The following is a 26,702-nucleotide window of genomic DNA, read 5'->3' as shown; positions in this document are numbered from 1 at the left end:
GCATGGCGGACGACGACCACGACAAGGCCCCCGACCGCATCGCTCCGCCGCCCTCGCGCGTGGGACGCTGGGTGCGCCGCATCTTCGGAGGCATGGCCGCGCTGGTGCTGCTGGTGCTGCTCGGCTTTGGCCTGTGGGCGGCCTCGCCGGGCTCGCTGGCCCAGGCAATCGGCTGGGGCCAGGCCCTCCTGGCGCGACAGGGCAGCGCCATGGGCACGCTGGCGGTGGACGAGGTGCAGGGCAGCCTCTTCGCAGGCGGCCACATCGGCCGGCTGCAGTGGGCGCGCGATGGCCTGACCGTCACCGCCACCGACACCCGCATCGGCCTGAGCCGGCTGTTCTGGATGGATGCCCTGCTCTGGCGCGGCGTGCGCCTGTCGCACCTGGACATCGGCCGCCTGCAGATCGACGACCAGCGGCCGCCCACGCCACCCGAGCCCCTGCAGCCGCTGGAGCCCGTCACGCTGCCGCTGCCCGTGTCGCTGCCCTGGTCGGTCGGTGAGCTGGCGCTCAGCGGTTCGCAAGCCGCCACGCTGAGCGAACTCAAAGGCCTGTACCGCTACCGTCCAGCCGATGCGGCCTGGCGCCTGGGCGTGGCCGATGCGCACCAGCTCGACCTCGACAGCCTAGTGGTGGCCGACGGCCGCTACCGCGTGCAGGCCGTGCTGGGCGCGCAGGCCCCCATGCCGCTGCGCGTGAAAGCCCAAGGCGAGGTGCGCGCCCCCGTACCGGGAAGCACCGAGACCCTGACGCTGCAAGCATCGGCCGACGTGAGCGGCACCCTCGCCACCCTGGACGCCGCGCTCGACGCGGTGGCCAGCCTGCGCACCACCGGCACGCCAGCCACGGACCGCGCTCCCACGCTGGACGCCAAGGCCCGCCTGCGCCCCTGGCGCCAGCAGCCACTCGAATCGGCCGAAGCCACCATGGCCCACCTGGACCTGGCCATGCTCTGGCCCAAGGCCCCGGTGACCCAGCTCAGCGGCACGCTGCAGGCGCGCCCCGACGGCGATACCTGGCGCGCCCAGGCTCGCCTGAGCAACGCGGCCAGCGGCCCGGCCGACCGTCAGCGGGTGCCGCTGGAGCGGATCGAGGCCGACCTGGCGCAGCAAGGCGAACGCTGGACACTCTCGCGCCTGGACGCGCAACTGGGCGGCGGGCGCCTGCAGGGCGAAGGCTGGTTCGAACCCGCCGGCGCGCTCGGCCGCTGGCAAGGCGAACTGACGGCCAGCCGCCTCAACCCGGCCTTGCTCTGGAGCGCCATCGCCCCGGCCGCGCTCGACGCCCGCCTGCAGGCGCGCACCGTGCAGGACGCGGTGGACCTGGAGGCTCGCGTGCTGCCCGCCGGCACCCAGCCCCGTGGCGGTGCGTTGCAGGGACTGCGGCTGCGCGAGCTCACGGCCAAGGGACGCTGGCAGCCGCAGGCCGCCGACCCCGCCCAGGGCGTGCTGACGCTGAGCGCACTGCGCCTGGGCGCCGCCGACGCCACCCTTGACGGCGAGGGCCGCTTCGACACCCTGGCGCGCGGCTTCGACGGCACGGTCACGCTGCAGGTGCCCGGCGCGCAGGCGCGCTGGCAAGGCCTGCTGGCGCACGCGCAGGGCCAGGGCGACCTCGACCTGCGGGTGGACGATGCCAGCCGCGTGCTGGCCTGGACCCGCAGCCTGCAAAGCCTGCCGGTGGCCGGGCCACAGATCGCCGCCGCGCTCAATGGCCTGCCGGGCCTGCAGGCCGAGGGCAGCGCCCGGCTGGAAGCCGGCTGGCAGGGTGGCCTGGGCGCATTCGGCTACCCCGCCCCAGCCAGCGGCCGTCCCGCCACGGCGGCGCCCCCCAGCCTGCGGCTGGGCCTGACGTCGCCGCGCCTGCGCGTCTCGCGTGAGGTGGCTGCTGCGAGCACGGGGCAGGCAGCCCACACCGAAACCACCGAACTGCGCGCCTTCAGCCTGCGCGCCAGCGGGCCGCCCGAGCGCCTGGCGCTGGCCCTGGACGGCCAGGCCGAGCAGGGTCCGTGGCGCGCCGCTCTGGACACCCAGGGCACGCTGCAGTTGGGCGGCGCCAGTGCCGCGCGGCGGCCCGACGTCGACAGCGGCCGGCTCGACCTCGCGCGCCTGAAGCTGCAGGCCACCGACAGCGCCCGCAGCGACCGCACCGTGACCTGGACGCTGGACAGCGCCGCGGCACTGGGCCTGCAGTGGCAGGGTGCGCGCAACGGACCGCTGCAAGTGCAGGTCGACCCCGGAGAGTTGCGCCTGCAGCCCACGTTCAACCGCCGCGCGGCCTCGGCCAGCGCCAGCGCCAACGCCACCAGCACCGCCAGCGCCAGCGTGGTGATTCCCGACGCCACGGCGGCGGCCGCCGCCGCGGCCACGCCCCAGGTCACCCAGCCCATGACCCTGGCCTGGGAACGCCTGACCTGGCGGGCTGGCGCCCTGGACACACGCGGACGCCTCGCGGGCCTGCCCATGTCCTGGGTGGACGCGCTGGCCACCGCCGAAGGCGCGCGCCACGGCCCGCTGAGCCAGTCCGGCCTGGGCGGTGACGTGGTGTTCGACGGCGCCTGGGACCTGTCTCTGCCGGCCGACGCCGGCACCCCGCCGCGCCTGTCGGCGCAGCTGCAACGCCGCAGCGGCGACCTGTCGGTACAGACCGACGGGGCCTTCGAAGAGAACACCAGCTCCGGGCAACGCCTGCAGACCGGCATCCGCGAAGCACGGCTGAACATCGACACCCAGGGCAGCACCGTGAACGCCCGCCTGCGCTGGGACAGCGAGCGGCTGGGCACGGCCAGCGCAGACCTGAACACCCGCCTGAGCCCGCCCAACAGCGAACACCCCGCCTGGCACTGGCCCGAGCAGGCACCCTTGAGCGGCCGCATCCAGGCCGAGCTGCCACAAATGGGCGTGTGGTCCGCACTCGCACCACCAGGCTGGCGCGTGCGCGGTTCCCTGGCCACCGACCTCACGCTCGCCGGCACGCGCGCGGCGCCGCTGCTCAACGGTTCGCTCAACGCCGACAACCTGGCCCTGCGTTCGCTGGTCAATGGCATCGCATTCACGCGCGGCCAACTGCGCGCCACGCTGGCCGGTGAGCGCATCACCATCGAACGCTTCTACCTGGAAGGCCGGGGCGGGGCAGCCAGCGGCGGCACGCTGCTGGCCACCGGCAGCACCGAATGGCGCAGCTCCACGGTGGACGGCCAGACACGCCGCCAACCCTATGTCAGCCTGCGCGCCACGGCGACGCAGTTGCGCGTCTCCACGCGGCCCGACCGCCGCCTCACCCTCTCCGGCCAGCTCCAGGCCGACCTGGCGGGGCCGGCGCTGCAACTGCGCGGCCAGCTCACCGCCGACGAAGCCTTGTTCGTGCTGCCGGACGAGTCCACGCCCTCACTGGGCTCGGACGTGGTGGTGCGTGGCACCGAGATCCCGCTGGAAGACCCCAACGCGTTCCGCGTGCAACCCGATGTGCTGGTCGAACTGGACCTCGGCCGCAATTTCGAGGTACGCGGCCAGGGCCTGCGTACCTTCCTGAGCGGGCAGATCAACCTGCGCAGCACCCCCGCCCTGCCCACCCCGCGCGTGTTCGGCGAAGTGCGCACGGTGCGCGGCAGCTACCGCGCCTACGGCCAGCAACTCGGCATCGAGACAGGCGTGCTGCGCTTCACCGGCCCCTACGACAACCCCACACTGGACATCACTGCCATACGGCCCAACACCACGCAGCGCGTGGGCGTGGTCATCAGCGGCACCGCCCAGGTGCCGCGCGTGCGCCTGTTCTCGGACCCGGAACTGCCCGACAGCGAGAAACTGGCCTGGCTGGTGCTGGGCCGCCCGGCCAGCGGCGCCGGAGCGGAAGCCGCCGTGCTGCAGCAGGCGGCGCTGGCGCTGATCGCGCGCAGCGGCGGCGGCATGGACGGCGGGCTGGCCAGCGCGCTGGGCCTGGACGAACTGTCTTTCGCCGGCAGCGCCACCAACGCCGACGGCACCACCTCGGCCGCCGCGCTCACGCTGGGCAAGCGCATCTCCAGCAAGCTCTACCTCAGCTACGAGAGCAGCCTGGCCGGCGCGATGGGCACGGTGTCGATGTTCTACGACCTCTCGAAACGGTTCACCGTGCGCGCCCGCGCAGGTGAAGAGAACGCGATCGACCTGATCTTCACGACGACATTTGACTGAACCCGCGCCGTGCCGATGGCGCGTCACCCCCTTTCAGGGGGCAACACCTGCGGCCTGGCCGAGCCAGTTCCGCGGTGTTCTCGGTAGGGGCCTTGCGCTCGCGCAGCCTCAGGCGACCTGAGCCACGCTGGGCTGGTTGGCGGCCGCGGCTGTCTGTCTGCGGATTTCACCTTCGGCGTCGGCCAGTGCTTTCGCCCTGGGTTCAGGTCCCATGGCCACGCCCTCGGCGCGCACGAAGCGCACGTCGGTGATGCCGAAGAAGCCCAGCACCGTCTGCAAGTAAGTCTCCTGGTGCTCCATGGCGCGACCACCTTCGCTGGAGGAATACACCCCGCCACGCGACAGCGCCACGATCACGGTCTTGCCGCCGGCCAGGCCCACGGCCCCCTTGTCGGTGTACTTGAAGGTGCGGCCGGCCTGGGCCAGGCGGTCGATCCAGGCCTTGAGCTGGGTCGGGATGGTGAAGTTGTAGAGTGGCGCACCGATCACGACCACGTCGGCCGCAAGGAACTGGGTCACCAGTGCCTCGGACAGCGCGTTCTCGCGGCGCTGGGCCTCGGTGGCGGCGGCCTGGCCGGTGCGGAAGCCCAGCGCATCGGCGCTCAGGTGGGGCACCACGTCGGAGGCCAGGTCCAGGTATTGCACCTGCGTGCCTGGGTGGCTGGCCACCCAGGCCGCCACGGCCTGGGCGCTGAGTTGGCGGGACACCGACTGGTCACCGGTGATGGCGGAATCAATGTGCAGCAGCTTCATGGATATCTCCTGATGGATGGGGATTGCCACCTCTTGTGGCCATAGATAGATTCTGAATTCGTATCCATTGACTGATAAGTCGGCAAAATTGCGACTTATCGTTCCACCATCAGGACAATAGAACGGCCTTCACACCATGCAGGACCTCAACGACATGCTGTTCTTCGCCGAAGTCGCCGAGCGCGGCGGTTTCGCGGCGGCCGCCCGGGCGCTGGGCGTGCCCAAGTCCCGGCTGTCGCGGCGCGTGGCCGGCCTGGAAGCGCGGCTGGGCGTACGGCTGCTGCAGCGCACCACACGCCGACTGTCCCTCACCACCGTGGGCGAGACCTACCTGCGCCATTGCCTGGCCATGCGCGAATCCGCCCAGGCGGCGGCAGACAGCGTGGCCCAGGCGCAGGCGGAACCGCGCGGCACCCTCCGCGTGACCTGCCCGGTGACGCTGGCGCAATCGGTGCTCGGTGAACTCATGCCCATCTACCTGGCCCGGCATCCCCAGGTGCGCCTGGACATGCAGGTCAGCAACCGCGTGGTCAACCTGGTGGAGGAAGGCGTGGACGTCGCGCTGCGCGTGCGGCTCACGCTGGAGGAAAGCGGCAGCCTGGTCATCAAGCGCCTGGACGAAGCACGTTCGGTGCTGGTGGCCAGCCCCGCCCTGCTGGCGCGGCAAGGGCACCCGGCCACGCTGGAAGAAGCCGGCCGGCTCGACAGCATGGCGATGTCGGCCGGCGCGGCCGACGGCAGCGCGACCATCCGCCTGACCAACCGCGAAGGCCGCGAAGGCGTGCTGCAGCACACGCCGCGCTACATCGCCGACGACCTGCTCACCTTGAAGCTCGCCGCCATCGCGGGCACCGGCATGTGCTGGCTGCCAGACTACATGTGCGAAGAGGAACTGCGCGACGGCCGGCTGGTGCAGCTGCTGCCCGAATGGACACCCCCGCTGGGCGTGGTGCACGCCGTCTTCCCCTCACGCCGGGGCCTGTCGCCCGCCGTGCGCAGCTTCCTGGATTTTCTGGGTGAACACATGCCCGGCCGCAGCAGCCTGCCGGGCCGCACCGCGGCCTGAGCCCCGAGAACGGACCCTTACAATGCGGGCTCCTTTCAACCGCCATAGTTCAATGGATAGAACGAGCGCCTCCTAAGCGCTAGATACAGGTTCGATTCCTGTTGGTGGTACCAGAAAAATGCCGGACCGATCCTGTATCGCCCGGCATTTTTGCTTTCTCTCTATAAATCAGCACCCCGTCGACCCCGACCTGCGGCCAAGCTTGGCCCAGCCCCCGGCTCACTGGATGCAAGCGATTGAAGCTCCTCTTTGTCCACCAGAACTTCCCCGGCCAGTTCCGGCACCTGGCGCCCGCGCTGGCCGCTCGCAGGGGCCATGAGGTCGTCGCCCTGGCCATCCGCCCGGATCCTGCTCCGCTGCAGTGGAACGGCGTGCGACTGGTGCCCTATCAGGTCACGGGCAGGAACGCCCCCGGCATCCACCGCTGGGTGCTGGAACTGGAAACCAAGGCCCTGAGGGCCGAGGCCTGTTGGCGCGCCGCACGCGCGCTGCGCGACGAAGGCTTTTCGCCAGAGGCCATCGTGGCGCATCCCGGCTGGGGCGAGGCCCTGTTCCTGAAACAGGTCTGGCCCGCCGCCAGGCTCGGACTCTATGCGGAGTTGTTCTACCAGGCCGAAGGCGCGGATGCGGACTTCGACCCGGAGTTCGCGCCACCGCACCCGGACGCCGAAGCCTGCCGTCTCCAGATGAAGAACCTGAACCACCTGGCGCAACTGCAGCACGCTCACGCCGCCCTCAGCCCCACCCACTGGCAGGCGGACACCTTTCCCGCCCCCTGGCGTGAGCGCATCCACGTGGCCCACGACGGCATCGACACCGAGGTCCTGCGCCCGCTCGCCAGCGCCCGCCTGGCACTGCCGGACGGCAGCACATGGACGCGCGATGACGAGGTCATCACGTATGTGTCGCGGCACCTCGAGCCCTACCGCGGCTTCCACATCTTCATGCGTGCGCTGCCCAGCCTGCTGCGCGCGGCCACGGGCTCACGTCGTGATCGTGGGCGACGATGGCGTGGGCTACGGTGCCGGCCCGCCCGAGGGCACATCGTGGCGGCAGGTGTTCACCGCCGAGGTGCGTGGCCAGATCCCGGACGCCGACTGGTCGCGGGTGCACTTCGTGCCCCGGCTGGCACGCGAGGACTTCACGGCGCTGCTCCAGGTTTCGCGCGTGCACGTGTACCTGAGTTATCCCTTCGTGCTGAGCTGGAGCCTGCTCGAAGCCATGAGCGTGGGCTGCTGCATCGTCGCGAGCGACACGGCACCGGTGCGCGAAGCCATCGCAAGTGGGGAGCACGGGCAACTGGTCGACTTTTTCGACGTGCACGGCCTGGTTCGGCAAATCAGCGACCTGCTGGAAGATGGCGCGCGGCGGCAGTTGCTCGGCACGCAGGCCCGGCAGCGGGCGCAGGAGCGTTACGACCTCAAGACGGTCTGCCTGCCCGCCCAGCTCGCCTGGCTCGACAACCTGGTCCACGGCACCCGCAGGTTGGAGAGGCGCTGATCAGCGCCCCAGGGTACGGCGTCTCAACGCAGCATCGCGTAGCCCACACCGATCGCTGCCGCCAGGCCCACCGCATCGGCGAACAAGGCGCAGGCCAAGGCGTGCCGCGCATGCCGGATGCCCACGCTGCCGAAGTAGACCGCGAGCACATAGAACGTGGTCTCGGTGGAGCCCTGCACGATGGCGGCCAGACGGCCTGCGAAAGAGTCCACGCCGTGCGTCTGCATCACGTCGATCATCAATCCCCGCGCGCCGGCGCCCGAGAGGATTTTCATCAGGCCCACCGGCAGCGCCGGCAGGAAATCGGTGTTCCAGCCCATGGCCGCCACCGCCGCGCCGATGCCCGAGAGCAGGAAATCCATGCAGCCCGCGGCGCGAAACAGGCCGATGGCGATGAGGATGGCGATCAGGTAGGGCACGATCTGTATCGCCACGCCGAAGCCTTCCTTGGCGCCGTCGATGAAGGCCTCGTACATGTTCACGCGCCGCCAGGCACCGGCCAGCAGGAACAGCGCCACCACGCCCAGGATGACCGCCGCGCCGGTGGTGCCGGCGATGCGGGCGGCCTGCTCGGCCGGCAGGCGCGCCAGCGCCGCCACCGCGCCGCCCAGCAAGCCGGCCACCAGCAGCACCGGCAGCAGGAAGCGCGCGCGCCACAGCGGCAGGCGCTGGCACACCGCCACCGCCAGCACGCCCGCCAGCAGCGCGGTGAAGGTGACCAGCAGCGTGGGCAGGAAGATGTCGGCCGCGTTGAAGCCCGCGCCCAGCCCCTGCTTGAGCGCGATGCTCTGGCGGATGGCGATGACCGAGGTTGGAATCAGCGTCAGGCCGGCGGTGTTCATCACCACGAACATGATCTGCGCGTCGCTGGCGGTGCCGGCCTTTTCGGTGTTGAGGGTCTGCAGCTCGCGCATGGCCGTGAGACCCAGCGGCGTCGCCGCGTTGTCCAGGCCCAGCAGGTTGGCGGACATGTTCATGGTCATGGCGCCCTGTGCCGGATGGCCCTGCGGCACGCCGGGAAACAGGCGCCGCAGCAGCGGCCCGGCCGCGCGTGCCAGCAGCTCGATCATGCCGGCGCGCTCGCCCACGCGCATGAGCCCCAGCCACAGTGCCATCACCCCGGCCAGGCCGATGGATATCTCGAAGCCCGAGCGAGCGCCGTCGAACAGCGCGGTGAGCAGGGCCTGCAGGATGGCGTCTTCACCCAGAGCCCAGCGCACCGCGGCGGTGGCCAGCGCCACCAGAAACAGACCGACCCAGACCCAGTTCAATGCCATGGACCACGATGGTAGCGGCTGGCGCGGCACCGCCTTGTCGAAAACCGGGCGGGTCGATCGTCGTACCTGTGCAAGCCGCGGCGGGAAAACACCCGCACCCTTTCACTTTTCAGGAGCGCCCCCACCATGACCACCCAACTCTGTGCCTACCTGTCCTACGACGGCCGCTGCGCCGAAGCCATGGCCTTCTACGCCGAGGTGCTGGGCGCCCGGCTGGAAGCGCTCATCACCTACGCACAGATGCCCGGCGGCGAGGCCACACCGCCCGAACACGCCCAGCGCATCGCCCACGCCTACCTGGTGCACCCTGACTTCGCGCTCATGGCCGGCGACACACCGCCCGGCGTGCCCTTCAACGGTATCCAGGGCACGATGATGGCCATCACCTTTCCCACGGTGGCCGAGGCGCAGCGCGTCTTCCAGGCCTTCGCCGAAGGTGGCCGCGTCACCATGCCGCTGGCCGAAACTTTCTGGGCCGACACCTTCGGCATGCTCACGGACCGCTTCGGCACACCCTGGGGCATCAACGGCGGGCCGCGCGAGATGCCCACCTCCTAAGGTTCAGAGTTGGCCTTCGGTCAGTGTGTCGAGCTGGAAGCGCCCGCTGCGGTCCCACAGCCATGTATCGACGTACTGCACCCGCCCGAAAGCACCGGGTGAGGGGAAGGGCGCGGCCTGGCGCACCAGGCGTTCGATCTCGACCATGACCTCGGGCGCGTGGCTGGGACCGCGCAGCCAGCGGGTGGCGCCGACGCGGCCACCCGCGAGCACCTCGACCTCCAGCACGCCGATGGCGTAGAGCATGGGCGGCAGCTTGCCCTGGTAGATGCGGTCGGGGTAGCGGCTGTAGATGTGGCTGGCCGCGGCGCGGCGGTACGCGGTACTGGCCGGCGCCTGGCCCGGCAGCGGCGGGCGCACGGAACAGGCGGTGGCCAGCGCGGCCGCGCCGCCGGCCGCCGCCAGCGAGAGGATGCGGCGGCGTGTGTCGTTGGGGGTGGAAAGCATCGGCGGATTACAGCAGCCGGGGACGAACGGCACAAGCCGTTGCAACACCCGCTTACCGCTGTCGCAAGGTTCGGCTGAGCAGGATCACCGGCACCAGGCCCACCAGCACCAGCGTGAGCGCCGGCAGCGCGGCCTCGCCCAGGCGCTCGTCGCGCGCGAGTTGGTAGGTGACCACGGCCAGGGTGTCGCTGTTGAAGGGCCGCAGCACCAGGGTGGCGGGCAGTTCCTTCATCACGTCCACGAACACCAGCAGCGCGGCGGCGGCGGTGGAGCGCTTCAGCAGCGGCCAGTGCACGCGGGTGGCCAGCCCCAGGCCGGTGGTGCCCAGCATGCGGGCCGAGTCGTCCAGGCTGGCGGGCACGCGGGCGTAACCGCTCTGGACCGACTGCAGTGCCACGGCGGTGAAGCGCACCAGGTAGGCCCACACGATGCCCAGCGCCGTGGCGGTAACCCAATAGCCCACACTGGCCTCGGGCCACGCGACCTGCACCCAACCCACCGGCAGCAGCAGGCCGACCACGATGACCGCGCCCGGCACCGCATAGCCCAGACTGGCGAGCTGCGCCACGCCGCGCGTGAGCGGGCTGGGCCGGGCCCGCAGCGCGAAGGCCAGGGCCAGCGCGATCGCCACCGCCAGCAACGAAGCGATGCCGGCCAGCCAGATGCTGTTGCGCGCCCACTGCACGAAGGCCGTCCAGGGCAGTTCGTCCCAGCCGCCGATCAGGGGACGCAGCATGAACAGCACCGGCAGCACGAAGCCCGCCAGGATGGGCAGCGTGCACACCGCCAGCGCCAGTGCGGCACGCGAACCTTGCAACCGCACCGGCTGGGCTTCCGCGCTGCCGGCGCGCTGGCCGCGCAAGGTGGCGAAGCGCATGCGGCGCTGCGCGCGGTGTTCAAGCCACAGCAGCAGGGCCACCAGAGCGAGCAGCAGCGTGGCCAGTTGCGCAGCGGCAATGCGGTTGTCCATGGCCAGCCAGGCCTTGTAGACACCGGCGGTGAAGGTCTGCACGCCAAAGTAGCTGACCACGCCGAAATCCGCCAGCGTCTCCATGAGCGCGAGCGCCACGCCCGCGGCCACCGCCGGACGGGCCAGCGGAAGCGCCACCTCGCGGATGCGCCGCAGCAGCGGTGCACCGAGCAGGCGCGCGGCCTCCATCAGCTGGGCTGCGCGTTCGGTCAACGCGGTGCGTGCCAGCAGATAGACGTAGGGATAGAGCGAAAAAGTGAACACCCAGACCGCACCGCCACGGCTGCGCACCTCGGGCAGCAGGCGCCCGCTCAGGCCGAAGGTCTCGCGCAGCCACACCTGCAGCGGGCCGCTGAACTGCAGGAAATCGGTGTAGGCATAGGCGACCACATAGGCCGGCATGGCCAGCGGCAGCAGCAGAGCCCATTCAAAGAAGCGCCGCCCGGGGAAGTCGAACAGCGTCACGGTGCTGGCCGTGGCCATGCCCACCACGGCCACGCCCAGCGCGACGGCGATACACAGGACCAGCGTGGTGAGCGCGTACTCAGGCAAGACGGTCTGGGCCATCTGGCCCAGCACGTCGCGCGCGGCGGCGTCGAACTGGAACCAAGAGGCTCCCAGCGAGAACACCGGCAACGTCAGCAGCAAGGCCAGCAGGAACAGCAGGACCGGGGTCAACCAGCGCAGCATGGGCAGAGAGGTCCGGGTGAAAGGGCCTTTGCCCTAAGTCAACATCAACACAAATGAGAATTGTAGTTATCTACAATGCCTTTCCCATGCCCACGTTCCTCAACGTCGCTCAACTCAGCGTCCGCTACCCCGGCCTGGCCCATCCTGCCGTCGACGGTGTGTCGCTCGGTCTGCGTGCCGGCGACATCGGGGTGCTCATCGGACCGTCCGGCTGTGGCAAGACCACGCTGCTGCGCGCGGTGGCTGGCCTGGAGCGGGCCAGTGGTGGCAGCATCACGCTCGACGGCGAGGTGGTGAGCAGCGAAAGCACCCACGTGCCAGCGGAACAGCGCCGCATCGGCATGGTGTTCCAGGACTACGCCCTTTTCCCGCACCTGGATGTGGGCCGCAACGTGGCCTTCGGCATCCACCGCCTGCCGCGCGCCGAGCGCGAGGCCCGCGTGGCCGAGGTGTTGAAACTGGTGGGGCTGGGCGGCCTGCAGGCGCGTTTCCCGCACGAGCTTTCGGGCGGCCAGCAGCAGCGCGTGGCGCTGGCGCGCGCACTGGCACCGCGCCCGCGCCTCTTGCTGCTGGACGAACCCTTCTCCAACCTCGACGTCGACCTGCGCGAGCGCCTGGCGCACGAGGTGCGCGGCATTCTCAAGGCCGCCGGGGCCACCGCGCTCTTCGTCACACACGACCAACTGGAGGCCTTTGCCATCGGCGATCTCATTGGCGTGATGCACGAAGGCCACCTGCACCAGTGGGACGACGCCTACGCCCTGTACCACCGCCCGGCCACCCGTTTCGTGGCGGAGTTCATCGGGCACGGCGTCTTCGCGCCCGCACAGATCCACATGAACGGCAACGCCGTGTCGGTGCAGACGCCGCTGGGGCCCCTGCAGGACATGGAGGAATGCCCGCTGCCCAGCGCCTACGAGGCCGGCCTGTGCGACGTGCTGCTGCGCGCGGACGACATCGTGCACGACGACGACGCACCGGTGAAAGCGCAGATCCTGCGCAAGGCGTTCCGCGGATCGGAGTTCCTCTACACCCTGCGCCTGGCCAGCGGCGAGGTGCTGATGACGCACGTGCCCTCCCACCACAACCACGCGGTGGGCGAGTGGATCGGCATCCGCGCCGAGGTGGACCACGTGGTCACCTTCGAGCGCGGCGGAGGCGCGAGCTCGCCGCCCGCGCCGGCGGTGGACCTCAGTTCAGCGCGGACCTGAGCGCGGGCAGCCGCGACACCACCAGCCCATCGAGCAACAGCACCGCCAGCAGCACGGCGCCGGTGAGCGGGAACGCGAGCGCGGCCACGCACATCACCACGGCCCCGCCCTTCCACAGCGGCATCTCGCGCGGCAGCGGCGGCGCGGCCAGGCGCCATTGGCCCGCAGGCCGGCGCTTCCACCACATGACGATGCCGCTGACACACAGGAACACGATGGCCAGGCACAGCAGCACATTGAGGCCGGCGTTCCAGAGCCCCAGGTCGCCCTGGTGCAGCGCGATGCCCACCGCCATGGCCTTGGCCATGGCGGGGTAGTCCGCGTAGCTCACCTCGGCCAGCACGCGGCCGCTGTACTGGTCGATGTGCACCGTGCGGTCCTGCGTGGGCCGGCCCAGGTCGCCGCTCATGGTGTTGGCGGTGAGGGTGTAGACACCGGTCGCATCCTTGGGTGGCATCACATGGTGTTGCCCGGCAAAGCCGATCTGGCGCGCGAACGCGGCCACGCTGTTCAGGTTCACCGGTTGCCCGGCCGGCAGACCGGCGGTGCCGGCGATCGAACCCGAGACCGGCAGCGGTGTCTGCTCCAGCCCCCAGGGCACCTGCAGCGGTCCGCCGGTGCGCAGGCTGGCATGGGTGGCGTCGGAGGTGGGCACCGCGTCCCATTTGGCCGCCGGGAAGCTGCCCCAGGGCTGCACCAGCTTGCCGCCCCACACGCCGGTCCAGGACAGGCCGGTCAACAGAAACAGGAGCAGCACCAGACTGAGCCAGAAACCCACGCTGGCATGCAGCGAACGCCACCACTGGCGGCCCTTCAGCCGCAAGTCCGGCCACAGCACCTGTGCCCAGCGCGTACCGCCGCGCGGCCACCAGAGGTACAGGCCGGTGAGGATCATGACGATGCCGAAGCCCGCGGCGATCTCGATGAGGCGGTCACCCAGATCGCCCAGCAGCAAGGTGCCATGGATCTTCTCGGCCCAGGCGAACCAGGTCTGGTCCTTGTCCACCAGTGTGAGCACGCGCGCGGTGTAGGGATCGACCGCGATGGCCTCGGTCACGCCATCGCGCGCGAGCACGAACCAGCTCGCGCGGTCCGGCGCCGCCGGCGCCTGGTACTCCAGCAGCGCGGCCTGCGACCGCAGTTCCAGCGCGGCCGCGGCCTGCTGGCTTACCGGCAGCGGCGCGGCCTGCGCCGGCACCGCCACCGTCACCACCGGCCCCAGCCGGGTCTGGAAACCGGTGAAGAACACCATCACCAGCCCGGTGAGGGCCAGCATCAGCAGGAACGGCACGACGTACAGGCCGGCATAGAAGTGCCAGCGCCAGGCGACGGCGTGGAAACGGGAGGCGGCGGGCGCCTGAGGCTGTCGGATAGGGGTGTTCATGGCGTGGTCAGAAAGTGTTGGGTGGTCATCACGAGCCGCAGGGCAATGAAGCCGGCGCGCGTGCCGGCCACCGATTCCCGGCCGGCCTCCAGGTGCAGGCTGGCCCAGGCCACCGGACGGTAGCCCAGCATGAGCGCGTGGCGGGTTGCGCTGCGGTAGCGGTCCAGGCGTGTCTCACGCACCAGCATGGCAGCGCCAGGTCCCTGGAGCGCATGATGGGCTCCCAGGCTTTCGCCGCGCCAACCCAGCTCCCAGCGAGGGTTCACGTGCCAGATGGCCTCTAGCCAGCCACCCTGGTTGCGCCCGTCGTAGCGGGCCAGCCCGTTGGCGGACTCCAGCGAACCACGGTCCTGGCGCAGCCAGCCTGCGGCGGTGAAGGTCCACGGCCAGGACGGCGAAGCCTCCCGACCGCTCCAGCGCACACTTCCGCCGGTCAACTCGGTGCTGCCGGTGAAGCACGCCACTTCCACCAGGGCGGCGTTGCACACGGGTGCTGTGTGGCTGTGGCCGGCGGCGCCCGCAATCGACGTGCCGCGTCCCAAAGGCTGGAAGCGGGCCCAGATGCCATCGAGGGCCCAGGCTTCGCTGCGCCAACCCAGGTGCAGGCTGGGCACCGGACGGCCGTCGCGTGCGCCAGGAAAGGCCTTGCCGCGCCAGACACCCGCATCCAGCGCCAGTTCGCCGCCGCGCGGCCTGCCACGCCAGCCGAGCTGCAGGCCGTCGTCGATCCAGTCGTGGTCCAGCGCCATGCGCTGGGCCAGCGGCCGCAGGCCGAACCGGTCCAGGTGCCCGGCGCCCGCCAGCACACCACCCATGGCCGGCGTCTGACGGCCCAGGTTGAACAACCATGCGCTGTCCTCATCGGTGTCGTGCCGCCACTGCAGCCAGGCCGCCTCCACGTGCGCGGACTCATTGCCATGTTTGCCCACCACCCATTGCCCCCCCAGGTTCTGCGTAGCGCGCCAGGACAGACCGAGCGTGCCGTGCTCCAGCCGCGAACCGCTGGGGTCATCACCGGTATCCCCTTGCAGCAGGAAACCGTCGAGCCGGGCCGAAGGCAGCACCTGCTCCGCGCGCAGGTGGCGCAAGGCAGCGGCGGCCTCGACGGCCACCGTACCCGGCTCTGCGGGCAACGGATCGTCGGCCTCGCCATGCGCGTGGGCCAGCGTGGCGGCCAGCGCCAGCGTCCAGACGACACCGAGATGGCGGTACAGGCGCCATCGCTCAGGGCCGGAACGGATCTGCGAACTTCGGGTTGTTGAGGAAATCATGGTCGGTAAGGGTCTTGAGAAAAGCCACGATGTCGGCCTTCTCCTGCTCATTGAGGTCAATGAGGGAGATCAGGTCGCTCTTGTTCGGATGAAAGCGGCCATCACCGGCATAGGGGCCGGTGGTGATTCGCCGGCCGCCGGCTGCATAGAAGTCCAGCACCTCCTCCAGCGTGGCGATGCTGCCGTCGTGCATGTAGGGCGCCGTCACCTCCACGTTGCGCAGGCTCTGGGCTCGGAACAGCCCCCGGTCCTCCGGCTTGAATGTGAACTCGAACAGCCCCTGGTTGCCTTCCGGAAAATTGCCGGTGCCTCCAATGTTGTAGAGCCCTGTGTTGTGGAACGGTGTGCTGATCACCCGCGTGGCCGCGTGCACCACCTGGTCGTTGAAGTTGTGGCTGGCATGGCAGTGAAAGCACTCCGCTTTCTCGCCGAAGAACAGCGTCTGCCCACGCAGCTCGGCCGGCGTGAGCGCAGCCTTGCCTTGCAACGCCTGGTCGTACTTGCTGTTGCCCGAGATGAGCGTGCGCTGGAAGCTCGCGATGGCCTGCGTGATGCGGCTCCAGGTGACCACCTCCCCCGTGCTGCCATAGGCCGCCGCGAACATGGCCGGGTAGCGCGCGTCTCCGCGGATGCGGCCCAGCACTTCGTTCACGTTGCCATCGTTGACGCCCATTTCCACCGGGCTGTCGCCGAACAGCGGCACCTGCAGTTGGGACTCCAGGCTCAACAGCGACGGATTGGCCCATGTGAAGGTGGCGTTGTAGACCACGTTGGCCAGGCTCTGCGCATTGCGCGGGTGCATATCACCGGTGGAACCGATGGAACGCGCCAATCCGTCGGTGAACGCCTTGTCCTGCTGGTGGCAACTGGCGCAGGCTTGCGTGCCATTGCCAGAGAGACGACGGTCGTAGAACAGGTGGCGCCCCAGTTCCACCTTGGCTTCGCTCAGCGGGTTGTCCTGTGGCACACGCGGTACCGGAAAATTCGCCGGCAGGCTCCAGCTCCAGCCGTCTGCTGAGGGTGCCGTCACCGTGTCCTCCACACTCACGCCGCCCCCACCGCCACAGGCGGCCAGGAGCAGCGCACCACCCAGGAACGCTGCCCCGGTGACCCGGGGCAGCACCGGCCAGCGACACTGCCCCGCGCTCATTTGGCGACAGCCCGGAAGACGGTCTGCGTCGAGCCGTTGCCCACCGTGAGTCCGGTGGGCAGATCGATGGCCAGCGCCTCGAACACCTTCACGCATTCGGGATCGGTCTTGCCCGACATGCAACCAGTCGGGCCACTGCCGTTGACGGTAACGTCGTTGCCGGCCAACAGCGCACGCACGTCCACGGCGATCTTCTGGGTGGCCGGGTCGAAGGTGGCGAACCCGAAGTCCAGGCGGTTGGGGCCGGTACAGGCGTCCACCTCGCCAGCGGCTGGGTTGGTCCCGGTGCAGCCGGTGGAGCCCAGGTGAACGTTGAAGGTCGGGGCCGTCCAGCTGGGGTCGTTCACCTCGATCTTGGCGAACTTGCGACCCCCTGCCCAGTTCCACGCCATGCCTGGGTGCACGGCGTTGTTGACCACGGCGGGTGACTCGCCCGCGCCGGTGCCGATGGCTCCGCCCTGGTTGGTGTGGTTGAGCGCGAAGGGCACGCCCAGCGTCATCTTCACGCCCACGTAGGTACCCGCAGGCACGGTGCCCTTGACCTCGCTGTTCATCGCCACCGTGCCGCCTGTGCAGGTGCCTGATGCGTTCTCAAGGTCCACCAGCGTCACGCGGTCGCTGCCGACGGTGGCATTCCAGTCGTCGGTGGCGCCCAGTACCAGGGGTACCTCGGCACCACCGCTGGTCACCAGTTTGACGTTGGAGATGTAGAAGCGCAGATCGCGCAGCCCCCCTTGCGCGTTGGTAATGCCCAGATCGGTCAAGGCCGTGCTGCAGTCGATCGGCGTGGATCCCGCCATGGCTGCGAAGGCAAGGCTGATGTTGAGGTCGGGCTGGGGAACAGGTGTTGTCGGGGCAGGTGTTTCTTCGCCGCCTCCGCCGCCACACGCAGCCAGCAACGCGGCCAGAGAGACAGCAGACAGGTAGGACAAGTAACGTGAGGTTTTCATGATGTATCTCGAACAGAGCTGAACAGGCCATGCGGTACCGTTCGCGGGAAACTCCGCGCGGTCCGGCATGGACGAATGGGAAATGCCGGCGGCCACATGAGCCGGCCGGGCGGTTCAGGCCACGTTCGAGGGGGGTGCGCGCATCGCTGACATCAGCAGCACGCGCCGGGGATTACCAGGTGGCTGCCAGATGCGCCAATCCGGCAGCGGCGTGGCCTGCGCTGGCAGCAGGCGCTGCCACGGGGTGCCCGCCACGCGCTCGGGCGCCCCCGAAACACCCACCCATACACAAGGCTGACCCAGTGCCGCCGTGCCCTCGGGCGCCAGATCGTTAGGTTCTCCGCTGGCATCCGAGACCACGACCCACCGCATGCCTTGTGCGGTACAGACCTGGACGACTTCGGCACCGGCGATGCGCGGCACCAACCACGCCCCCAGGACGCCCTGGAGGGCCACGAACGCCATGCAGGCCGCCAGCCAGGCATGCAGCCAGCGCCGTGGTCGAATCGGCGGCATGCCATACGGGCGGAGGCACGAGCGTGGCAGCATGAGTGTGGCACTCAGTGAGCGTGTGCGCCGGGGTTGGCTGCGGCACCACGGGCACGCGGGGTCTGCACCCACACGATGACCTCGCGTTCACCCGCTCGCTCAAACCGGAGCGTGATTGGAAAGCGTTGGCCGTCCTCCAGCGGCTGGGTCAGATCCAGCAGCATCAGGTGAGCACCGTCCGCAGCGTTGTGGCGCAAGGCGACCGTCTCGCCCGCAGGCAATTCCAGCGCTGGCAGTGAATGCATGCGCGCGATGTCACCCTCCAGACGCACCTGCTGGATCTCCACATGGCCGGCGCGGGGCGTGCTCGCTCCCACCAAACGATCGCCCTGGCGACCCAGGTTCTGGATGCCGCGCAGGTACACCGCGCCGGTGCGCATGCCAGGCCCGGTCGGCGTGGCATAAGGGTGGTCGATGCGCAGGTCCCCGGCCTTGAAGCCATGGGCCATGGCACCACCCGTGAACGTCAGAGAGACGCACGTCAACAGGAGGCATCGCCGCGCGAACGACGACACCTCCGCGCCCGTACCGGGCGCGGAACGACGCAGACCCATGGCCTCAGTGCTTGTGCTTGCCGTGGTCCTGCGCGCCGGCCGCAGGCGCCGCGCCGCCGCCCAGTGCACGCGCCGTGGCCTTGACGTCCAGCGTGCTGCGCTGGCCGTCCTTGCCTTCGAGCACCAGCGTGAGCGGGACCACGTCGCCGGCTTTCACCTGCCCTTTGAGGTCCATCAGCATCACGTGGTAGCCGCCGGGCTTGAGCTCCACCGGCTTGCCGGCGGTCAGGCTCAGGCCGCCCGCGACCTCGCGCATTTTCATCACACCACCGTCCATGCTCATCTCGTGGATCTGCACCACGCCGGCAATGGGGGAGCGGGCCTCGACGATCCGCACATCGGAGGACGATGTGATCTGCATGAAGGCGCCAGTGGCCTTTTGCTGCGCGACGGTGGCGCGCACCCAGGGGTCCTTGACGTCGACGGAGGCCTGGGCCCAGGAGGTGGTGGCGGCGAAGGCGATCAGGGAAGAGAGAAGCAGTTGTTTCATGGAGCTGTCCTGCAAGGCAATGAGGTCGGGTAGCACGCGGGCCTCCATCAGGCCCGGGCTGGGAAGCCGCGCCGGCACGCAGGCCGGAGCACGGCGGTGAACGACTTCAAGCCTGCGGCGGAGCCCGGGAACGCGCGCCGGGCCATTCCCTCTGGACGTCGGCGGAAACCACCTGCACCGCAGGCACGGCATCGCGCGGCGAGAGCAGCACCAGGGCCGGCGGCGCCGGCGGCAGGCCGGCGGCGCCGTGCGGATTGCACCAGGGACAATGGCGCGGCGCATCGGCAAGGGACTTGCCGTCGGCGCTGTCTGGTGCCGCGCCATCGGCGCGCACCCAGACCATGCCGCTGGCAGAGCAGACCTGCAGCCAGCCCGAGCCATCGTCCCGTGCCGACACCACCGCCTGCGCCACGGTGGGCGCCAGCGTGCCCACCAGCATGGCAAGCATGGCCAGCCAGGCAGCGATACGGCGGGTGACGCGGGAGAACGGCATGGGCAACGAGTTTATCAGCCAGGGTGGCGCGTCAACTGAGCGACGCTGCCCTGGCAAGCCGCCCACTAGGATGCGGCGACGCACCCGCGACCACCACAAGGAGACACCCATGCCCACGCTCTGCGGCTTCTCGGCCAGCAATTACTACAACAAGGTCAAGCTGGCCCTGCTCGAAAAAGGCATCCCCTTCGAGGAAGAACTGGCCTGGGTCGGCGAGACCGACAAGGCCTGCAGCCCACTGGGCAAGGTGCCCTACCTCAAGACCGACGGCGGTGGCGCCATCTCCGAGTCCACCGTCATCCTCGACTACCTGGAGGCGGCCTATCCGCAGCGGCCCTTGATCCCGGTGGACCCGTTCGCCGCGGCCAAGGTGCGGGAACTGGTGCGCTACTTAGAACTGCACCTGGAACTGGTCGCGCGCAACCTGTATCCAGAAGCCTTCTTCGGCGGTCGGATCAGCGACGCCGCCAAGGAAAAGATCGGGCCTCAACTGGAAAAGAACATCGCGGCCTTCGCCAGGCTGGCCCGCTTCGAGCCCTTCCTCGCGGGCGGCAGCTTCACCCTCGCCGACTGCGCCGGCGCGGTGCACCTGCCGGTCGTCAGCGGCGCCACGAAAGCGATCTACGGCCGCGACTTCCTGGCCGATCTGCCGGTGCGCGAGTACCTGCAGAAACTGGGAGAGCGCCCCTCGGTGCAGCGGGTGAATGCGGACCGCAAGGAGAACACGGCGTTGATGTTGCGGCGGGTCAAGGGATAGCTGGCGAAAGAGGCAGCGCAAAGCACAAAAACGCCCTCACAACTTGCCAGGGTTCTTCACCACCGCATACCGCTGCAGCGTCTTCTCCCGCGCCACCGCGTGATCCACCATCGGCAAGGGATAGTCCTTGCCCAGCGTGACGCCGGCGGCGGCGAGTTCGATCTCGTTGGCAGTCCAGGGGGCATGAATGGCCTGGTCAGGCAGACCGGCGAGCTGGGGCAGGTAGCGCCGGATGAACTTGCCCTGCGGGTCGAACTTCTCGCTCTGCGTCACCGGGTTGAAGATGCGGAACCAGGGCTGGGCGTCGCAGCCGCTGGAACTCGCCCACTGCCAGCCGCCGTTGTTGGCCGCGAGGTCGAAGTCGATCAGGTGGTCGGCGAAGTAGCGCTCGCCCCATTGCCAGTGGATGCCCAGGTCCTTCACCAGGAAACTGGCCACCACCATGCGCAGGCGGTTGTGCATGTAGCCGGTCTGGTTGATCTGCGCCATGGCCGCGTCCACCAGCGGGTAGCCGGTGCGGCCCTCGCACCAGGCTGCGAACTGCTCGCGCGCGTGCTTGCCGTGCTCGAAGCGCACGGCGTCGTACTCGGACTTGAATGCCTTGTCCACCACGTGCGGGTGGTTGGCCAGGATCTGGTGGTAGAAGTCGCGCCACACCAGTTCGGACAGCCAGGTGCTGGCGCCGGTGATGCCCTGCAGGTGCATCTGGTAGGCCAGCGAAGCCGCCTGCCGGATGGAGAGCGTGCCAAAGCGCAGGTGGGCGCTGAGGTAACTCGGGCCCTTTACGGCGGGAAAGTTGCGCGCTTCATCGTACCGATCGATGCGTTCGACAAAGTCCTCGAACAGGGCCTGGGCGCCGCTCTCGCCAGTGGGCAGCGCCAGTTGCGCCAGGTTGGTGGACTGAAAGCCCAGATCCGCCAGCGCAGGAGCGGGCCGCGCGAGCTCCTGCGGCCGGGCCGCGAGCGCTCCCGCGTAACGCGCCACCGGATAGGCCTTGAGGTGAAAGGGCGTGAGCGCCTTGAGCCAGGCGTTCTTGTACGGGGTGAACACGCCAAAGGCGTGCCCGGCCTGTGTGAGCACCTCGCGCCGCTCGAAGACCACATGGTCCTTGTGGCTGTGCATGAGAATGCCAGCGTGCGCGAGATCCCCGAACACGCGCGCGTCGCGCGCCAGCGCGGCCGGCTCGTCGTCGTGGTTGGCAAACACCGCCTGCACGCCCAGCTGCTGCGCCAACGCCGGCAGCACCTGCCGGGCCGCCCCCTGCAGAACGATGAGGCCGGCACCGGCCACCCCATGCTCCTGCGCCAGTGCGCGCAGACGCTCGTCCAGTTCGACCAGCGATTCGCGGATGAACTCCACCCGCCGGTCCGCCACCAGGCCACGCTGGCGCAGGTCGTCCAGGATGTCGTCGTCGAACACGAACACGCACCAAACCTGCCGGCAGGTCTTGAGCGCGTGGTAGAGCGCCGCGTTGTCCTGCGCGCGCAGGTCGCGGCGAAACCACATCAGGCCCTTGTCGAAATGGTTCATGAGGCGGAGGCAGGCGTTGCGGCCGGCGTGCGTCGCCCGGCGAGACGGGCGGCTTAAAATCCCGCCATGTCCGCTGATTCTGCCTCCATCAACCTGACCAATCACTTCCTGATTGCGATGCCCGGCCTCAGCGACGAGCTATTCGGCCGCAGCGTGGTGTTCATGTGCGAGCACAGCGAGCGCGGCGCGCTGGGCCTGGTCATCAACAAGCCCAGCGACATCCTCCTGCCCCGACTGTTCGAAAAGGTCGATCTGCCGATGGGCCGCGACGACCTCGCCACGCAGCCGGTCTTCCAGGGCGGCCCGGTACAGACCGAGCGCGGCTTCGTGCTGCACGAGGCCGTCTCGGGCGAGGGCGAATCGGTGTACGCGTCCACGCTGTCCATCCCAGGCGGCCTGGAGATGACCACCTCCAAGGACGTGCTGGAAGCCATGGCCTCGGGCGCAGGTCCGCGCAAGGTCTTCGTCTCGCTGGGCTACGCCTCCTGGGGCCAGGGGCAACTGGAATCCGAAATCACGGAGAACAGCTGGCTCACCGTGCAAGCCGATCCCAGCCTGATCTTCGACGCGCCCGTGGCCGAACGCTACGAACGCGCCATGGCCCTGCTGGGCCTGCAACCCTGGATGCTCTCGCCGGACGCAGGCCATGCCTGACGTCCCGCCGCACTGCCAGTTGTTCCTGGCCTTCGATTTCGGCCTCAAGCGCACTGGCGTGGCCTCGGGCAACCGCCTCACGCGCAGTGCGACGCCGCAAGCCACCATTGCCGCCGAGGGCGACGCGCGTTTTGCCAGGATCGCCGAGCGCCTGAAAGAATGGCAGCCCGATGCGCTCGTGGTCGGCGTGCCCTACCACCCCGACGGCGCCGCCCACGAGAACACCGCGCGCGCGCAGAAGTTCGCGCGCCAGTTGCGTGGGCGCCATGGCCTGCCGGTGTTCGAGGTGGACGAGCGCTACAGCACGACCGAAGCACACAGCCTGGGCGCGAAGGATGCCGATGCGGCGTCCGCCTGCATCATCCTGGAACAGTTTCTGAGGAGCCTGCCTTGAGTTCACCGTCCCCCTTGCCAGACGCCGAAACGCTGTATGCCGAGTTGCTGCGAGGCGTGCGCGCGCTGATGGCCGAGCCAACCCGGCCGCTGGTCCTGGCCGGCATCACCTCGGGTGGAGCCTGGCTGGCCGAGCGCCTGCAGCGCGACCTCGGCCTGAGCGGGCCGGCCGGCGTGATCTCCTCCAGCCTGCACCGCGACGACTTTGCGCAGCGCGGCCTGGCTTCCAGCGCGCAGACCGCCCTGCCCTTTGACGTCAACGGCGCGCACGTGCTGCTGGTCGACGACGTGCTCTACACCGGGCGCACGCTGCGCGCGGTGCTCAACGAACTCTTCGACTACGGTCGGCCCGCCAGCGTGCGGCTGGCCGTGCTGGTCGACCGCGGTGGGCGCGAACTGCCCATCGAAGCCAATGTGTGCGCCGCACGGGTGCAGGTGCCCGATGGCCACTCGCTCGAACTCGCGCGCGACGGCGCCACCGGTCGCCTGAGCTTCGTGCTGGAAAACAAGGAAGCCTGAACGTGTCGCAACGCAACCCCCAGCTCAACAAGAACGGCGAGCTCATCCACCTGCTCTCCACCGAAGGACTCTCGCGCGAAACCCTCACGCAGATCCTGGACACCGCCGCCAACTTCGTGAGCGTGAGCAGCCGCGAGGTGAAGAAGGTGCCCCTGCTGCGCGGCAAGAGCGTATTCAACCTGTTCTTCGAGAACAGCACCCGCACACGCACCACCTTCGAGATCGCCGCCACGCGGCTCTCGGCGGACGTGATCAACCTGGACATCGCGCGCAGTTCCACCGCCAAGGGCGAATCGCTGCTGGACACCATCGCCAACCTCAGCGCCATGGCCGCCGACATCTTCGTCGTGCGCCACAGCGAATCGGGCGCGCCCTACCTGATCGCCCAGCACGTGGCGCCGCACGTGCATGTGGTCAACGCCGGCGACGGGCGCCATGCGCACCCCACGCAGGGCCTGCTCGACATGTACACCATCCGCCACTACAAGAAGGACTTCACGCAGCTCTCGGTGGCCATCGTGGGCGACGTGCTGCATTCGCGTGTGGCGCGCTCCGACATCCACGCCCTCACCACCCTGGGCTGTCCGGACGTGCGGGTGGTCGGTCCGCGCACCCTGGTGCCGGGCGACCTCTCCCATATGGGCGTGCGCGTCTGCCACACGCTGGAGGAAGGCATCAAGGGCTGCGACGTGGTGATCGCGCTGCGGCTGCAGAACGAGCGCATGAGCGGAGCGCTGCTGCCGTCCAGCCAGGAATTCTTCAAAAGCTTCGGCCTCACGACCGAGCGCCTGCGCTGGGCCAAGCCGGACGCCATCGTCATGCACCCCGGCCCGATCAACCGCGGCGTGGAAATCGACTCGGCCGTGGCCGACGGGCCGCAGAGCGTGATCCTGCCGCAAGTCACCTACGGTATCGCGGTGCGCATGGCGGTGATGAGCATCGTCGCGGGAAATGAAGCATGAGGGATGACCCCCACGCTCCGCCGCTTCGCGGGTCGCTGCCCCCCGAGGGGGCTGACCCCGCCTGGGGGCGGCCCGGCGGCGGGGTCCCTGACCCCCACGCTCCGCCGCTGCGCGGGTCGCTGCCTCCCGAGGGGGCTGACCCCGCCTGGGGGCGGCCCGGCGGCGGGGTCGGTGGCCCCCACGCTCCGCCGCTTCGCGGGTCGCTGCCCCCCGAGGGGGCTGACCCCGCCTGGGGGCGGCCCGGCGGCGGGGTCGGTGGCCCCCACGTTGCGCCGCTTCATGGGTCGCTGCCCTCAAGGCGGTCCGGCGATGAAACCTCGCATCACAAGGTAAGCACATGAAGATCCTGATTCAAAACGGGCGGGTGATGGACCCGGCCAGTGGCCGTGACGAACTGGCCGATGTGGCGATTGCCGCCGGGCGCATCATCGCGATCGGCAACGTGGGGGCCGACTTTCATCCCAGCCGCACACTGGATGCGCGGGGCTGCGTGGTGGCGCCGGGCCTGGTGGACCTGGCCGTGCGCCTGCGCGAGCCTGGCCAGGAGCACGCCGGCATGCTGGAGAGCGAGATGGCCGCCGCCGTGGCCGGTGGCGTGACCTCCCTGGTCTGCCCACCGGACACCGACCCCGTGCTGGACGAGCCGGGCCTGGTGGACATGCTCAAGTTCCGCGCCGAAAAGCTGCACCTGGCGCGCGTGTTCCCACTGGGCGCGCTCACGCGCGGCCTGCAGGGCGAGGTGCTCACCGAGATGGCCGAGCTCACCGAGTCGGGCTGCATCGGCTTCGGCCAGGCCGAGGTGCCCATCGTCAACGCCCAGGTGCTGCAGCGGGCGCTGCAGTATGCGGGCACCTTTGGCTACACCGTCTGGCTGCGGCCACAGGACTTCTGGCTCGGCAAGGGCGTGGCCGCCAGCGGCCCGCTGGCCACGCGCCTGGGCCTGGCGGGCGTTCCCGCCGCCGCGGAAACGATCGCGCTGCACACGCTGTTCGAATTGATGCGGGGCGCCCGGGAACCTGCCCACGTGCACCTCTGCCGCGTCAGCAGTGCCGCCGGGCTCGCGCTGGTGCGCCAGGCCAAGGCCGAGGGCCTGCCCGTCACCTGCGACGTGAGCGTGCACAACCTGCACCTGACCGACGTGGACATCGGTTTCTACGACAGCCGCCTGCGCCTGCAGCCGCCGGTGCGCCAGCAACGCGATCGCGACGCCCTGCGCGCCGGCCTGGCCGACGGCACGATCGACGCGCTGGTCTCCGACCACAACCCGGTGGACAGCGATGCCAAGACCCTGCCCTTCGCCGAGGCCGAGCCCGGCGCCACCGCAATCGAACTGCTGCTGGGCCTGGCCTGCAAGTGGGCGCAGCAGGATGGCCTGGGCCTGATGCAGGCGCTCACGGTGCTCACCAGCGGACCACAGGCCGTGCTGGGCGCCAGTCTGGGCACATTGCAAGCCAGCGTGGGCCGCATCGCCGTCGGCGGCGTGGCCGATCTTTGCATCTTCGACGCCAGCACGCCCTGGACGGTGCAGCCCGCTTCGCTGCGCAGCCAGGGCAAACACACGCCCTTTGGCGGCCATGAGCTGCCCGCCAGCGTACGCGCCACGCTGGTGGCCGGACAGCTGGCTTACCAGGCCGCTGAATTCGAGCGGACCGTTCACGCGTGATGAAGGCGCTGCGCGCGCTCTGGCGTGTGGTGCGGGCCACCGCCCACGTCGTGCGCGGGCTGTGGATCATCCGCACCGAGTTCGGCCGCCTGACGCCACCGCAGACCGAACTGCTGGTGCGGGAATGGTCGCGCCAGATGCTGCGCATCATGGGCGTGGAACTGGTGGTGCACGGCACGCCGCAAGCGCAAGGGCCGCTGCTGCAGGTCGCCAACCACATCTCCTGGCTGGATATCCTGGTCATGAACGCGGCGCGGCCCAGCCGCTTCGTCTCCAAGGCGGACGCGCGCCACTGGCCGCTGCTGGGTTCGCTCATCACCGGCGCGGGTACGCTCTACATCGAGCGGGAAAGCCGGCGCGATGCCATGCGCGTGGTGCACCACATGGCCGAACGCCTGCGCGAAGGCGACGTGCTCTCGGTGTTTCCCGAAGGCACGACCAGCGACGGGCGCACCTTGCTGCCCTTCCACGCCAACCTGCTGCAATCCGCCATCTCGGCCAACGCGCCGGTTCAGCCGGTGGCGCTGCGCTTCATCGACAGCCGCCACGGGAGGTTGCACGATGCGCCCGTCTTCGTGGGCGACACCACCCTGCTTGGCTCCATCTGGGCCACCCTGTGCGCCAGCGGCGTGCGGGCAGAGGTGCGCTACGGCGAACCCCAGCATGCCAGCGGCCGGGACCGGCGCGCCTGGGCCACGGACCTGCGCGGCGAAGTGGAGCGGTTGCTGGGCTGAGC

The 26,702-nt window shown here is 69.7% G+C and carries 25 protein-coding genes, 1 tRNA gene and 1 pseudogene; 14 read left to right on the top strand and 13 right to left on the bottom strand.

Features of this window, described 5'->3' with window-relative positions; translation table 11 throughout:
- Positions 1 to 2 precede the first annotated feature (2 nt).
- Positions 3 to 4,175, top strand: coding sequence for a translocation/assembly module TamB domain-containing protein (locus tag KIT53_RS05285; protein WP_297748741.1), 4,173 nt, complete (start codon positions 3 to 5; stop codon positions 4,173 to 4,175).
- Between the two features lie 108 nt (positions 4,176 to 4,283).
- Here KIT53_RS05285 and KIT53_RS05280 read toward each other — a convergent pair whose 3' ends face one another.
- On the bottom strand, positions 4,284 to 4,928 hold the full coding sequence (locus KIT53_RS05280) for an FMN-dependent NADH-azoreductase (RefSeq protein ID WP_297748738.1): 645 nt from the start codon (positions 4,926 to 4,928) through the stop codon (positions 4,284 to 4,286).
- A gap of 136 nt (positions 4,929 to 5,064) precedes the next feature.
- On the opposite strand from KIT53_RS05280, the gene KIT53_RS05275 reads away from it, so the two are divergent.
- From KIT53_RS05275 to KIT53_RS05260, 4 genes and pseudogenes are all read left to right on the top strand, one after another.
- Positions 5,065 to 5,994, top strand: a complete 930-nt coding sequence (locus KIT53_RS05275) for a LysR family transcriptional regulator (protein ID WP_297748733.1) — start codon at positions 5,065 to 5,067, stop codon at positions 5,992 to 5,994.
- A 38-nt stretch (positions 5,995 to 6,032) separates the two neighbouring features.
- Positions 6,033 to 6,107: transfer RNA gene (locus tag KIT53_RS05270), tRNA-Arg, on the top strand.
- Between the two features lie 123 nt (positions 6,108 to 6,230).
- Positions 6,231 to 6,758: pseudogene (locus KIT53_RS05265) on the top strand (glycosyl transferase family 1); the annotation flags it as partial.
- Positions 6,759 to 6,984: 226 nt separating this feature from the next.
- Positions 6,985 to 7,494 (top strand): glycosyltransferase, encoded by a 510-nt coding sequence (locus KIT53_RS05260; protein ID WP_297748730.1) that lies wholly within the window; start codon positions 6,985 to 6,987, stop codon positions 7,492 to 7,494.
- A gap of 23 nt (positions 7,495 to 7,517) precedes the next feature.
- Here KIT53_RS05260 and KIT53_RS05255 read toward each other — a convergent pair whose 3' ends face one another.
- Positions 7,518 to 8,771 (bottom strand): nucleoside recognition domain-containing protein, encoded by a 1,254-nt coding sequence (locus tag KIT53_RS05255; RefSeq protein WP_297748726.1) that lies wholly within the window; start codon positions 8,769 to 8,771, stop codon positions 7,518 to 7,520.
- Between the two features lie 126 nt (positions 8,772 to 8,897).
- Here KIT53_RS05255 and KIT53_RS05250 point away from each other — a divergent pair, with 126 nt between their 5' ends.
- Positions 8,898 to 9,329: a VOC family protein gene (locus tag KIT53_RS05250; protein WP_297748723.1), complete on the top strand. Its 432-nt coding sequence runs from the start codon at positions 8,898 to 8,900 to the stop codon at positions 9,327 to 9,329.
- A gap of 3 nt (positions 9,330 to 9,332) precedes the next feature.
- Here KIT53_RS05250 and KIT53_RS05245 read toward each other — a convergent pair whose 3' ends face one another.
- Positions 9,333 to 9,776: a hypothetical protein gene (locus KIT53_RS05245; RefSeq protein ID WP_297748720.1), complete on the bottom strand. Its 444-nt coding sequence runs from the start codon at positions 9,774 to 9,776 to the stop codon at positions 9,333 to 9,335.
- A 52-nt stretch (positions 9,777 to 9,828) separates the two neighbouring features.
- Positions 9,829 to 11,436, bottom strand: a complete 1,608-nt coding sequence (locus KIT53_RS05240) for an iron ABC transporter permease (protein WP_297748717.1) — start codon at positions 11,434 to 11,436, stop codon at positions 9,829 to 9,831.
- Between the two features lie 86 nt (positions 11,437 to 11,522).
- Here KIT53_RS05240 and KIT53_RS05235 point away from each other — a divergent pair, with 86 nt between their 5' ends.
- Complete coding sequence (locus KIT53_RS05235; RefSeq protein ID WP_297748713.1) at positions 11,523 to 12,647, top strand: ABC transporter ATP-binding protein; 1,125 nt, start codon at positions 11,523 to 11,525, stop codon at positions 12,645 to 12,647.
- Here the strand turns inward: KIT53_RS05235 and KIT53_RS05230 are convergent.
- The 8 genes from KIT53_RS05230 to KIT53_RS05195 all read right to left on the bottom strand — a co-directional run bounded on the left by KIT53_RS05230 (position 12,628) and on the right by KIT53_RS05195 (position 19,488).
- On the bottom strand, positions 12,628 to 14,031 hold the full coding sequence (locus KIT53_RS05230; RefSeq protein ID WP_297748710.1) for a PepSY domain-containing protein: 1,404 nt from the start codon (positions 14,029 to 14,031) through the stop codon (positions 12,628 to 12,630). The genes KIT53_RS05235 and KIT53_RS05230 overlap by 20 nt on opposite strands.
- The gene (locus KIT53_RS05225; protein ID WP_297748707.1) at positions 14,028 to 15,302 is read right to left on the bottom strand and encodes a hypothetical protein; all 1,275 of its coding nucleotides are present in this window, start codon (positions 15,300 to 15,302) and stop codon (positions 14,028 to 14,030) included. The genes KIT53_RS05230 and KIT53_RS05225 overlap by 4 nt, the downstream gene beginning before the upstream one ends.
- Positions 15,256 to 16,452, bottom strand: coding sequence for a methanobactin export MATE transporter MbnM (locus KIT53_RS05220; RefSeq protein ID WP_297748705.1), 1,197 nt, complete (start codon positions 16,450 to 16,452; stop codon positions 15,256 to 15,258). Before KIT53_RS05220 ends, KIT53_RS05225 begins: the two co-directional genes overlap by 47 nt.
- Entirely contained in the window at positions 16,449 to 17,402 is a 954-nt protein-coding gene (locus KIT53_RS05215; RefSeq protein WP_297748702.1) for an MbnP family copper-binding protein, read from the bottom strand. The genes KIT53_RS05220 and KIT53_RS05215 overlap by 4 nt, the downstream gene beginning before the upstream one ends.
- Before the next feature lie 114 nt (positions 17,403 to 17,516).
- Complete coding sequence (locus KIT53_RS05210; RefSeq protein WP_297748700.1) at positions 17,517 to 17,918, bottom strand: hypothetical protein; 402 nt, start codon at positions 17,916 to 17,918, stop codon at positions 17,517 to 17,519.
- 44 nt (positions 17,919 to 17,962) lie between these two features.
- On the bottom strand, positions 17,963 to 18,436 hold the full coding sequence (locus KIT53_RS05205; RefSeq protein ID WP_297748697.1) for a copper chaperone PCu(A)C: 474 nt from the start codon (positions 18,434 to 18,436) through the stop codon (positions 17,963 to 17,965).
- 73 nt (positions 18,437 to 18,509) lie between these two features.
- A complete protein-coding gene (locus KIT53_RS05200) occupies positions 18,510 to 18,995 on the bottom strand; it encodes a copper chaperone PCu(A)C (RefSeq protein WP_297748694.1) in 486 nt (161 codons plus the stop codon).
- A gap of 106 nt (positions 18,996 to 19,101) precedes the next feature.
- Positions 19,102 to 19,488, bottom strand: coding sequence for a DUF2946 domain-containing protein (locus KIT53_RS05195; protein ID WP_297748691.1), 387 nt, complete (start codon positions 19,486 to 19,488; stop codon positions 19,102 to 19,104).
- 109 nt (positions 19,489 to 19,597) lie between these two features.
- On the opposite strand from KIT53_RS05195, the gene KIT53_RS05190 reads away from it, so the two are divergent.
- Entirely contained in the window at positions 19,598 to 20,245 is a 648-nt protein-coding gene (locus tag KIT53_RS05190) for a glutathione S-transferase (protein WP_297748689.1), read from the top strand.
- Between the two features lie 36 nt (positions 20,246 to 20,281).
- On the opposite strand, the gene KIT53_RS05185 is transcribed toward KIT53_RS05190, so the two are convergent.
- Complete coding sequence (locus tag KIT53_RS05185) at positions 20,282 to 21,775, bottom strand: deoxyribodipyrimidine photo-lyase (RefSeq protein WP_297748686.1); 1,494 nt, start codon at positions 21,773 to 21,775, stop codon at positions 20,282 to 20,284.
- Positions 21,776 to 21,841: 66 nt separating this feature from the next.
- Between KIT53_RS05185 and KIT53_RS05180 the strand changes: the two genes are divergently transcribed.
- The 6 genes from KIT53_RS05180 to KIT53_RS05155 all read left to right on the top strand — a co-directional run bounded on the left by KIT53_RS05180 (position 21,842) and on the right by KIT53_RS05155 (position 26,700).
- Complete coding sequence (locus tag KIT53_RS05180; protein WP_297748683.1) at positions 21,842 to 22,429, top strand: YqgE/AlgH family protein; 588 nt, start codon at positions 21,842 to 21,844, stop codon at positions 22,427 to 22,429.
- On the top strand, positions 22,422 to 22,823 hold the full coding sequence (gene ruvX, locus KIT53_RS05175) for a Holliday junction resolvase RuvX (protein ID WP_297748680.1): 402 nt from the start codon (positions 22,422 to 22,424) through the stop codon (positions 22,821 to 22,823). The genes KIT53_RS05180 and ruvX overlap by 8 nt, the downstream gene beginning before the upstream one ends.
- Entirely contained in the window at positions 22,820 to 23,341 is a 522-nt protein-coding gene (gene pyrR / locus KIT53_RS05170) for a bifunctional pyr operon transcriptional regulator/uracil phosphoribosyltransferase PyrR (RefSeq protein WP_297748677.1), read from the top strand. The genes ruvX and pyrR overlap by 4 nt, the downstream gene beginning before the upstream one ends.
- A gap of 2 nt (positions 23,342 to 23,343) precedes the next feature.
- Positions 23,344 to 24,303 (top strand): aspartate carbamoyltransferase catalytic subunit, encoded by a 960-nt coding sequence (locus KIT53_RS05165; RefSeq protein ID WP_297748674.1) that lies wholly within the window; start codon positions 23,344 to 23,346, stop codon positions 24,301 to 24,303.
- Positions 24,304 to 24,640: 337 nt separating this feature from the next.
- Positions 24,641 to 25,966 carry a dihydroorotase gene (locus KIT53_RS05160; RefSeq protein WP_297748671.1) on the top strand — a complete coding sequence of 442 codons (1,326 nt, stop codon included), beginning with the start codon at positions 24,641 to 24,643 and terminating at the stop codon, positions 25,964 to 25,966.
- Complete coding sequence (locus KIT53_RS05155; protein WP_297748668.1) at positions 25,966 to 26,700, top strand: lysophospholipid acyltransferase family protein; 735 nt, start codon at positions 25,966 to 25,968, stop codon at positions 26,698 to 26,700. The genes KIT53_RS05160 and KIT53_RS05155 overlap by 1 nt, the downstream gene beginning before the upstream one ends.
- The last annotated feature ends 2 nt before the right edge of the window (positions 26,701 to 26,702 follow it).

The organism is Hydrogenophaga sp. (genome assembly GCF_026125785.1).
Lineage (GTDB): Bacteria > Pseudomonadota > Gammaproteobacteria > Burkholderiales > Burkholderiaceae_C > Hydrogenophaga.
The sequence above is the reverse complement of the archived record's forward strand: the minus strand, read 5'-3'. Positions and strand labels throughout refer to the sequence as shown.

What these genes read in the sequence shown, in the direction of transcription:
- KIT53_RS05285 (WP_297748741.1), top strand. Translation starts at nt 3, where the DNA reads ATGGCGGACGACGACCACGACAAGGCCCCCGACCGCATCGCTCCGCCG.
- KIT53_RS05280 (WP_297748738.1), bottom strand. Translation starts at nt 4,928, where the DNA reads ATGAAGCTGCTGCACATTGATTCCGCCATCACCGGTGACCAGTCGGTG.
- KIT53_RS05275 (WP_297748733.1), top strand. Translation starts at nt 5,065, where the DNA reads ATGCAGGACCTCAACGACATGCTGTTCTTCGCCGAAGTCGCCGAGCGC.
- KIT53_RS05255 (WP_297748726.1), bottom strand. Translation starts at nt 8,771, where the DNA reads ATGGCATTGAACTGGGTCTGGGTCGGTCTGTTTCTGGTGGCGCTGGCC.
- KIT53_RS05250 (WP_297748723.1), top strand. Translation starts at nt 8,898, where the DNA reads ATGACCACCCAACTCTGTGCCTACCTGTCCTACGACGGCCGCTGCGCC.
- KIT53_RS05245 (WP_297748720.1), bottom strand. Translation starts at nt 9,776, where the DNA reads ATGCTTTCCACCCCCAACGACACACGCCGCCGCATCCTCTCGCTGGCG.
- KIT53_RS05240 (WP_297748717.1), bottom strand. Translation starts at nt 11,436, where the DNA reads ATGCTGCGCTGGTTGACCCCGGTCCTGCTGTTCCTGCTGGCCTTGCTG.
- KIT53_RS05235 (WP_297748713.1), top strand. Translation starts at nt 11,523, where the DNA reads ATGCCCACGTTCCTCAACGTCGCTCAACTCAGCGTCCGCTACCCCGGC.
- KIT53_RS05230 (WP_297748710.1), bottom strand. Translation starts at nt 14,031, where the DNA reads ATGAACACCCCTATCCGACAGCCTCAGGCGCCCGCCGCCTCCCGTTTC.
- KIT53_RS05225 (WP_297748707.1), bottom strand. Translation starts at nt 15,302, where the DNA reads ATGATTTCCTCAACAACCCGAAGTTCGCAGATCCGTTCCGGCCCTGAG.
- KIT53_RS05220 (WP_297748705.1), bottom strand. Translation starts at nt 16,452, where the DNA reads ATGAGCGCGGGGCAGTGTCGCTGGCCGGTGCTGCCCCGGGTCACCGGG.
- KIT53_RS05215 (WP_297748702.1), bottom strand. Translation starts at nt 17,402, where the DNA reads ATGAAAACCTCACGTTACTTGTCCTACCTGTCTGCTGTCTCTCTGGCC.
- KIT53_RS05210 (WP_297748700.1), bottom strand. Translation starts at nt 17,918, where the DNA reads ATGCCGCCGATTCGACCACGGCGCTGGCTGCATGCCTGGCTGGCGGCC.
- KIT53_RS05200 (WP_297748694.1), bottom strand. Translation starts at nt 18,995, where the DNA reads ATGAAACAACTGCTTCTCTCTTCCCTGATCGCCTTCGCCGCCACCACC.
- KIT53_RS05195 (WP_297748691.1), bottom strand. Translation starts at nt 19,488, where the DNA reads ATGCCGTTCTCCCGCGTCACCCGCCGTATCGCTGCCTGGCTGGCCATG.
- KIT53_RS05190 (WP_297748689.1), top strand. Translation starts at nt 19,598, where the DNA reads ATGCCCACGCTCTGCGGCTTCTCGGCCAGCAATTACTACAACAAGGTC.
- KIT53_RS05185 (WP_297748686.1), bottom strand. Translation starts at nt 21,775, where the DNA reads ATGAACCATTTCGACAAGGGCCTGATGTGGTTTCGCCGCGACCTGCGC.
- KIT53_RS05180 (WP_297748683.1), top strand. Translation starts at nt 21,842, where the DNA reads ATGTCCGCTGATTCTGCCTCCATCAACCTGACCAATCACTTCCTGATT.
- ruvX (WP_297748680.1), top strand. Translation starts at nt 22,422, where the DNA reads ATGCCTGACGTCCCGCCGCACTGCCAGTTGTTCCTGGCCTTCGATTTC.
- KIT53_RS05160 (WP_297748671.1), top strand. Translation starts at nt 24,641, where the DNA reads ATGAAGATCCTGATTCAAAACGGGCGGGTGATGGACCCGGCCAGTGGC.
- KIT53_RS05155 (WP_297748668.1), top strand. Translation starts at nt 25,966, where the DNA reads ATGAAGGCGCTGCGCGCGCTCTGGCGTGTGGTGCGGGCCACCGCCCAC.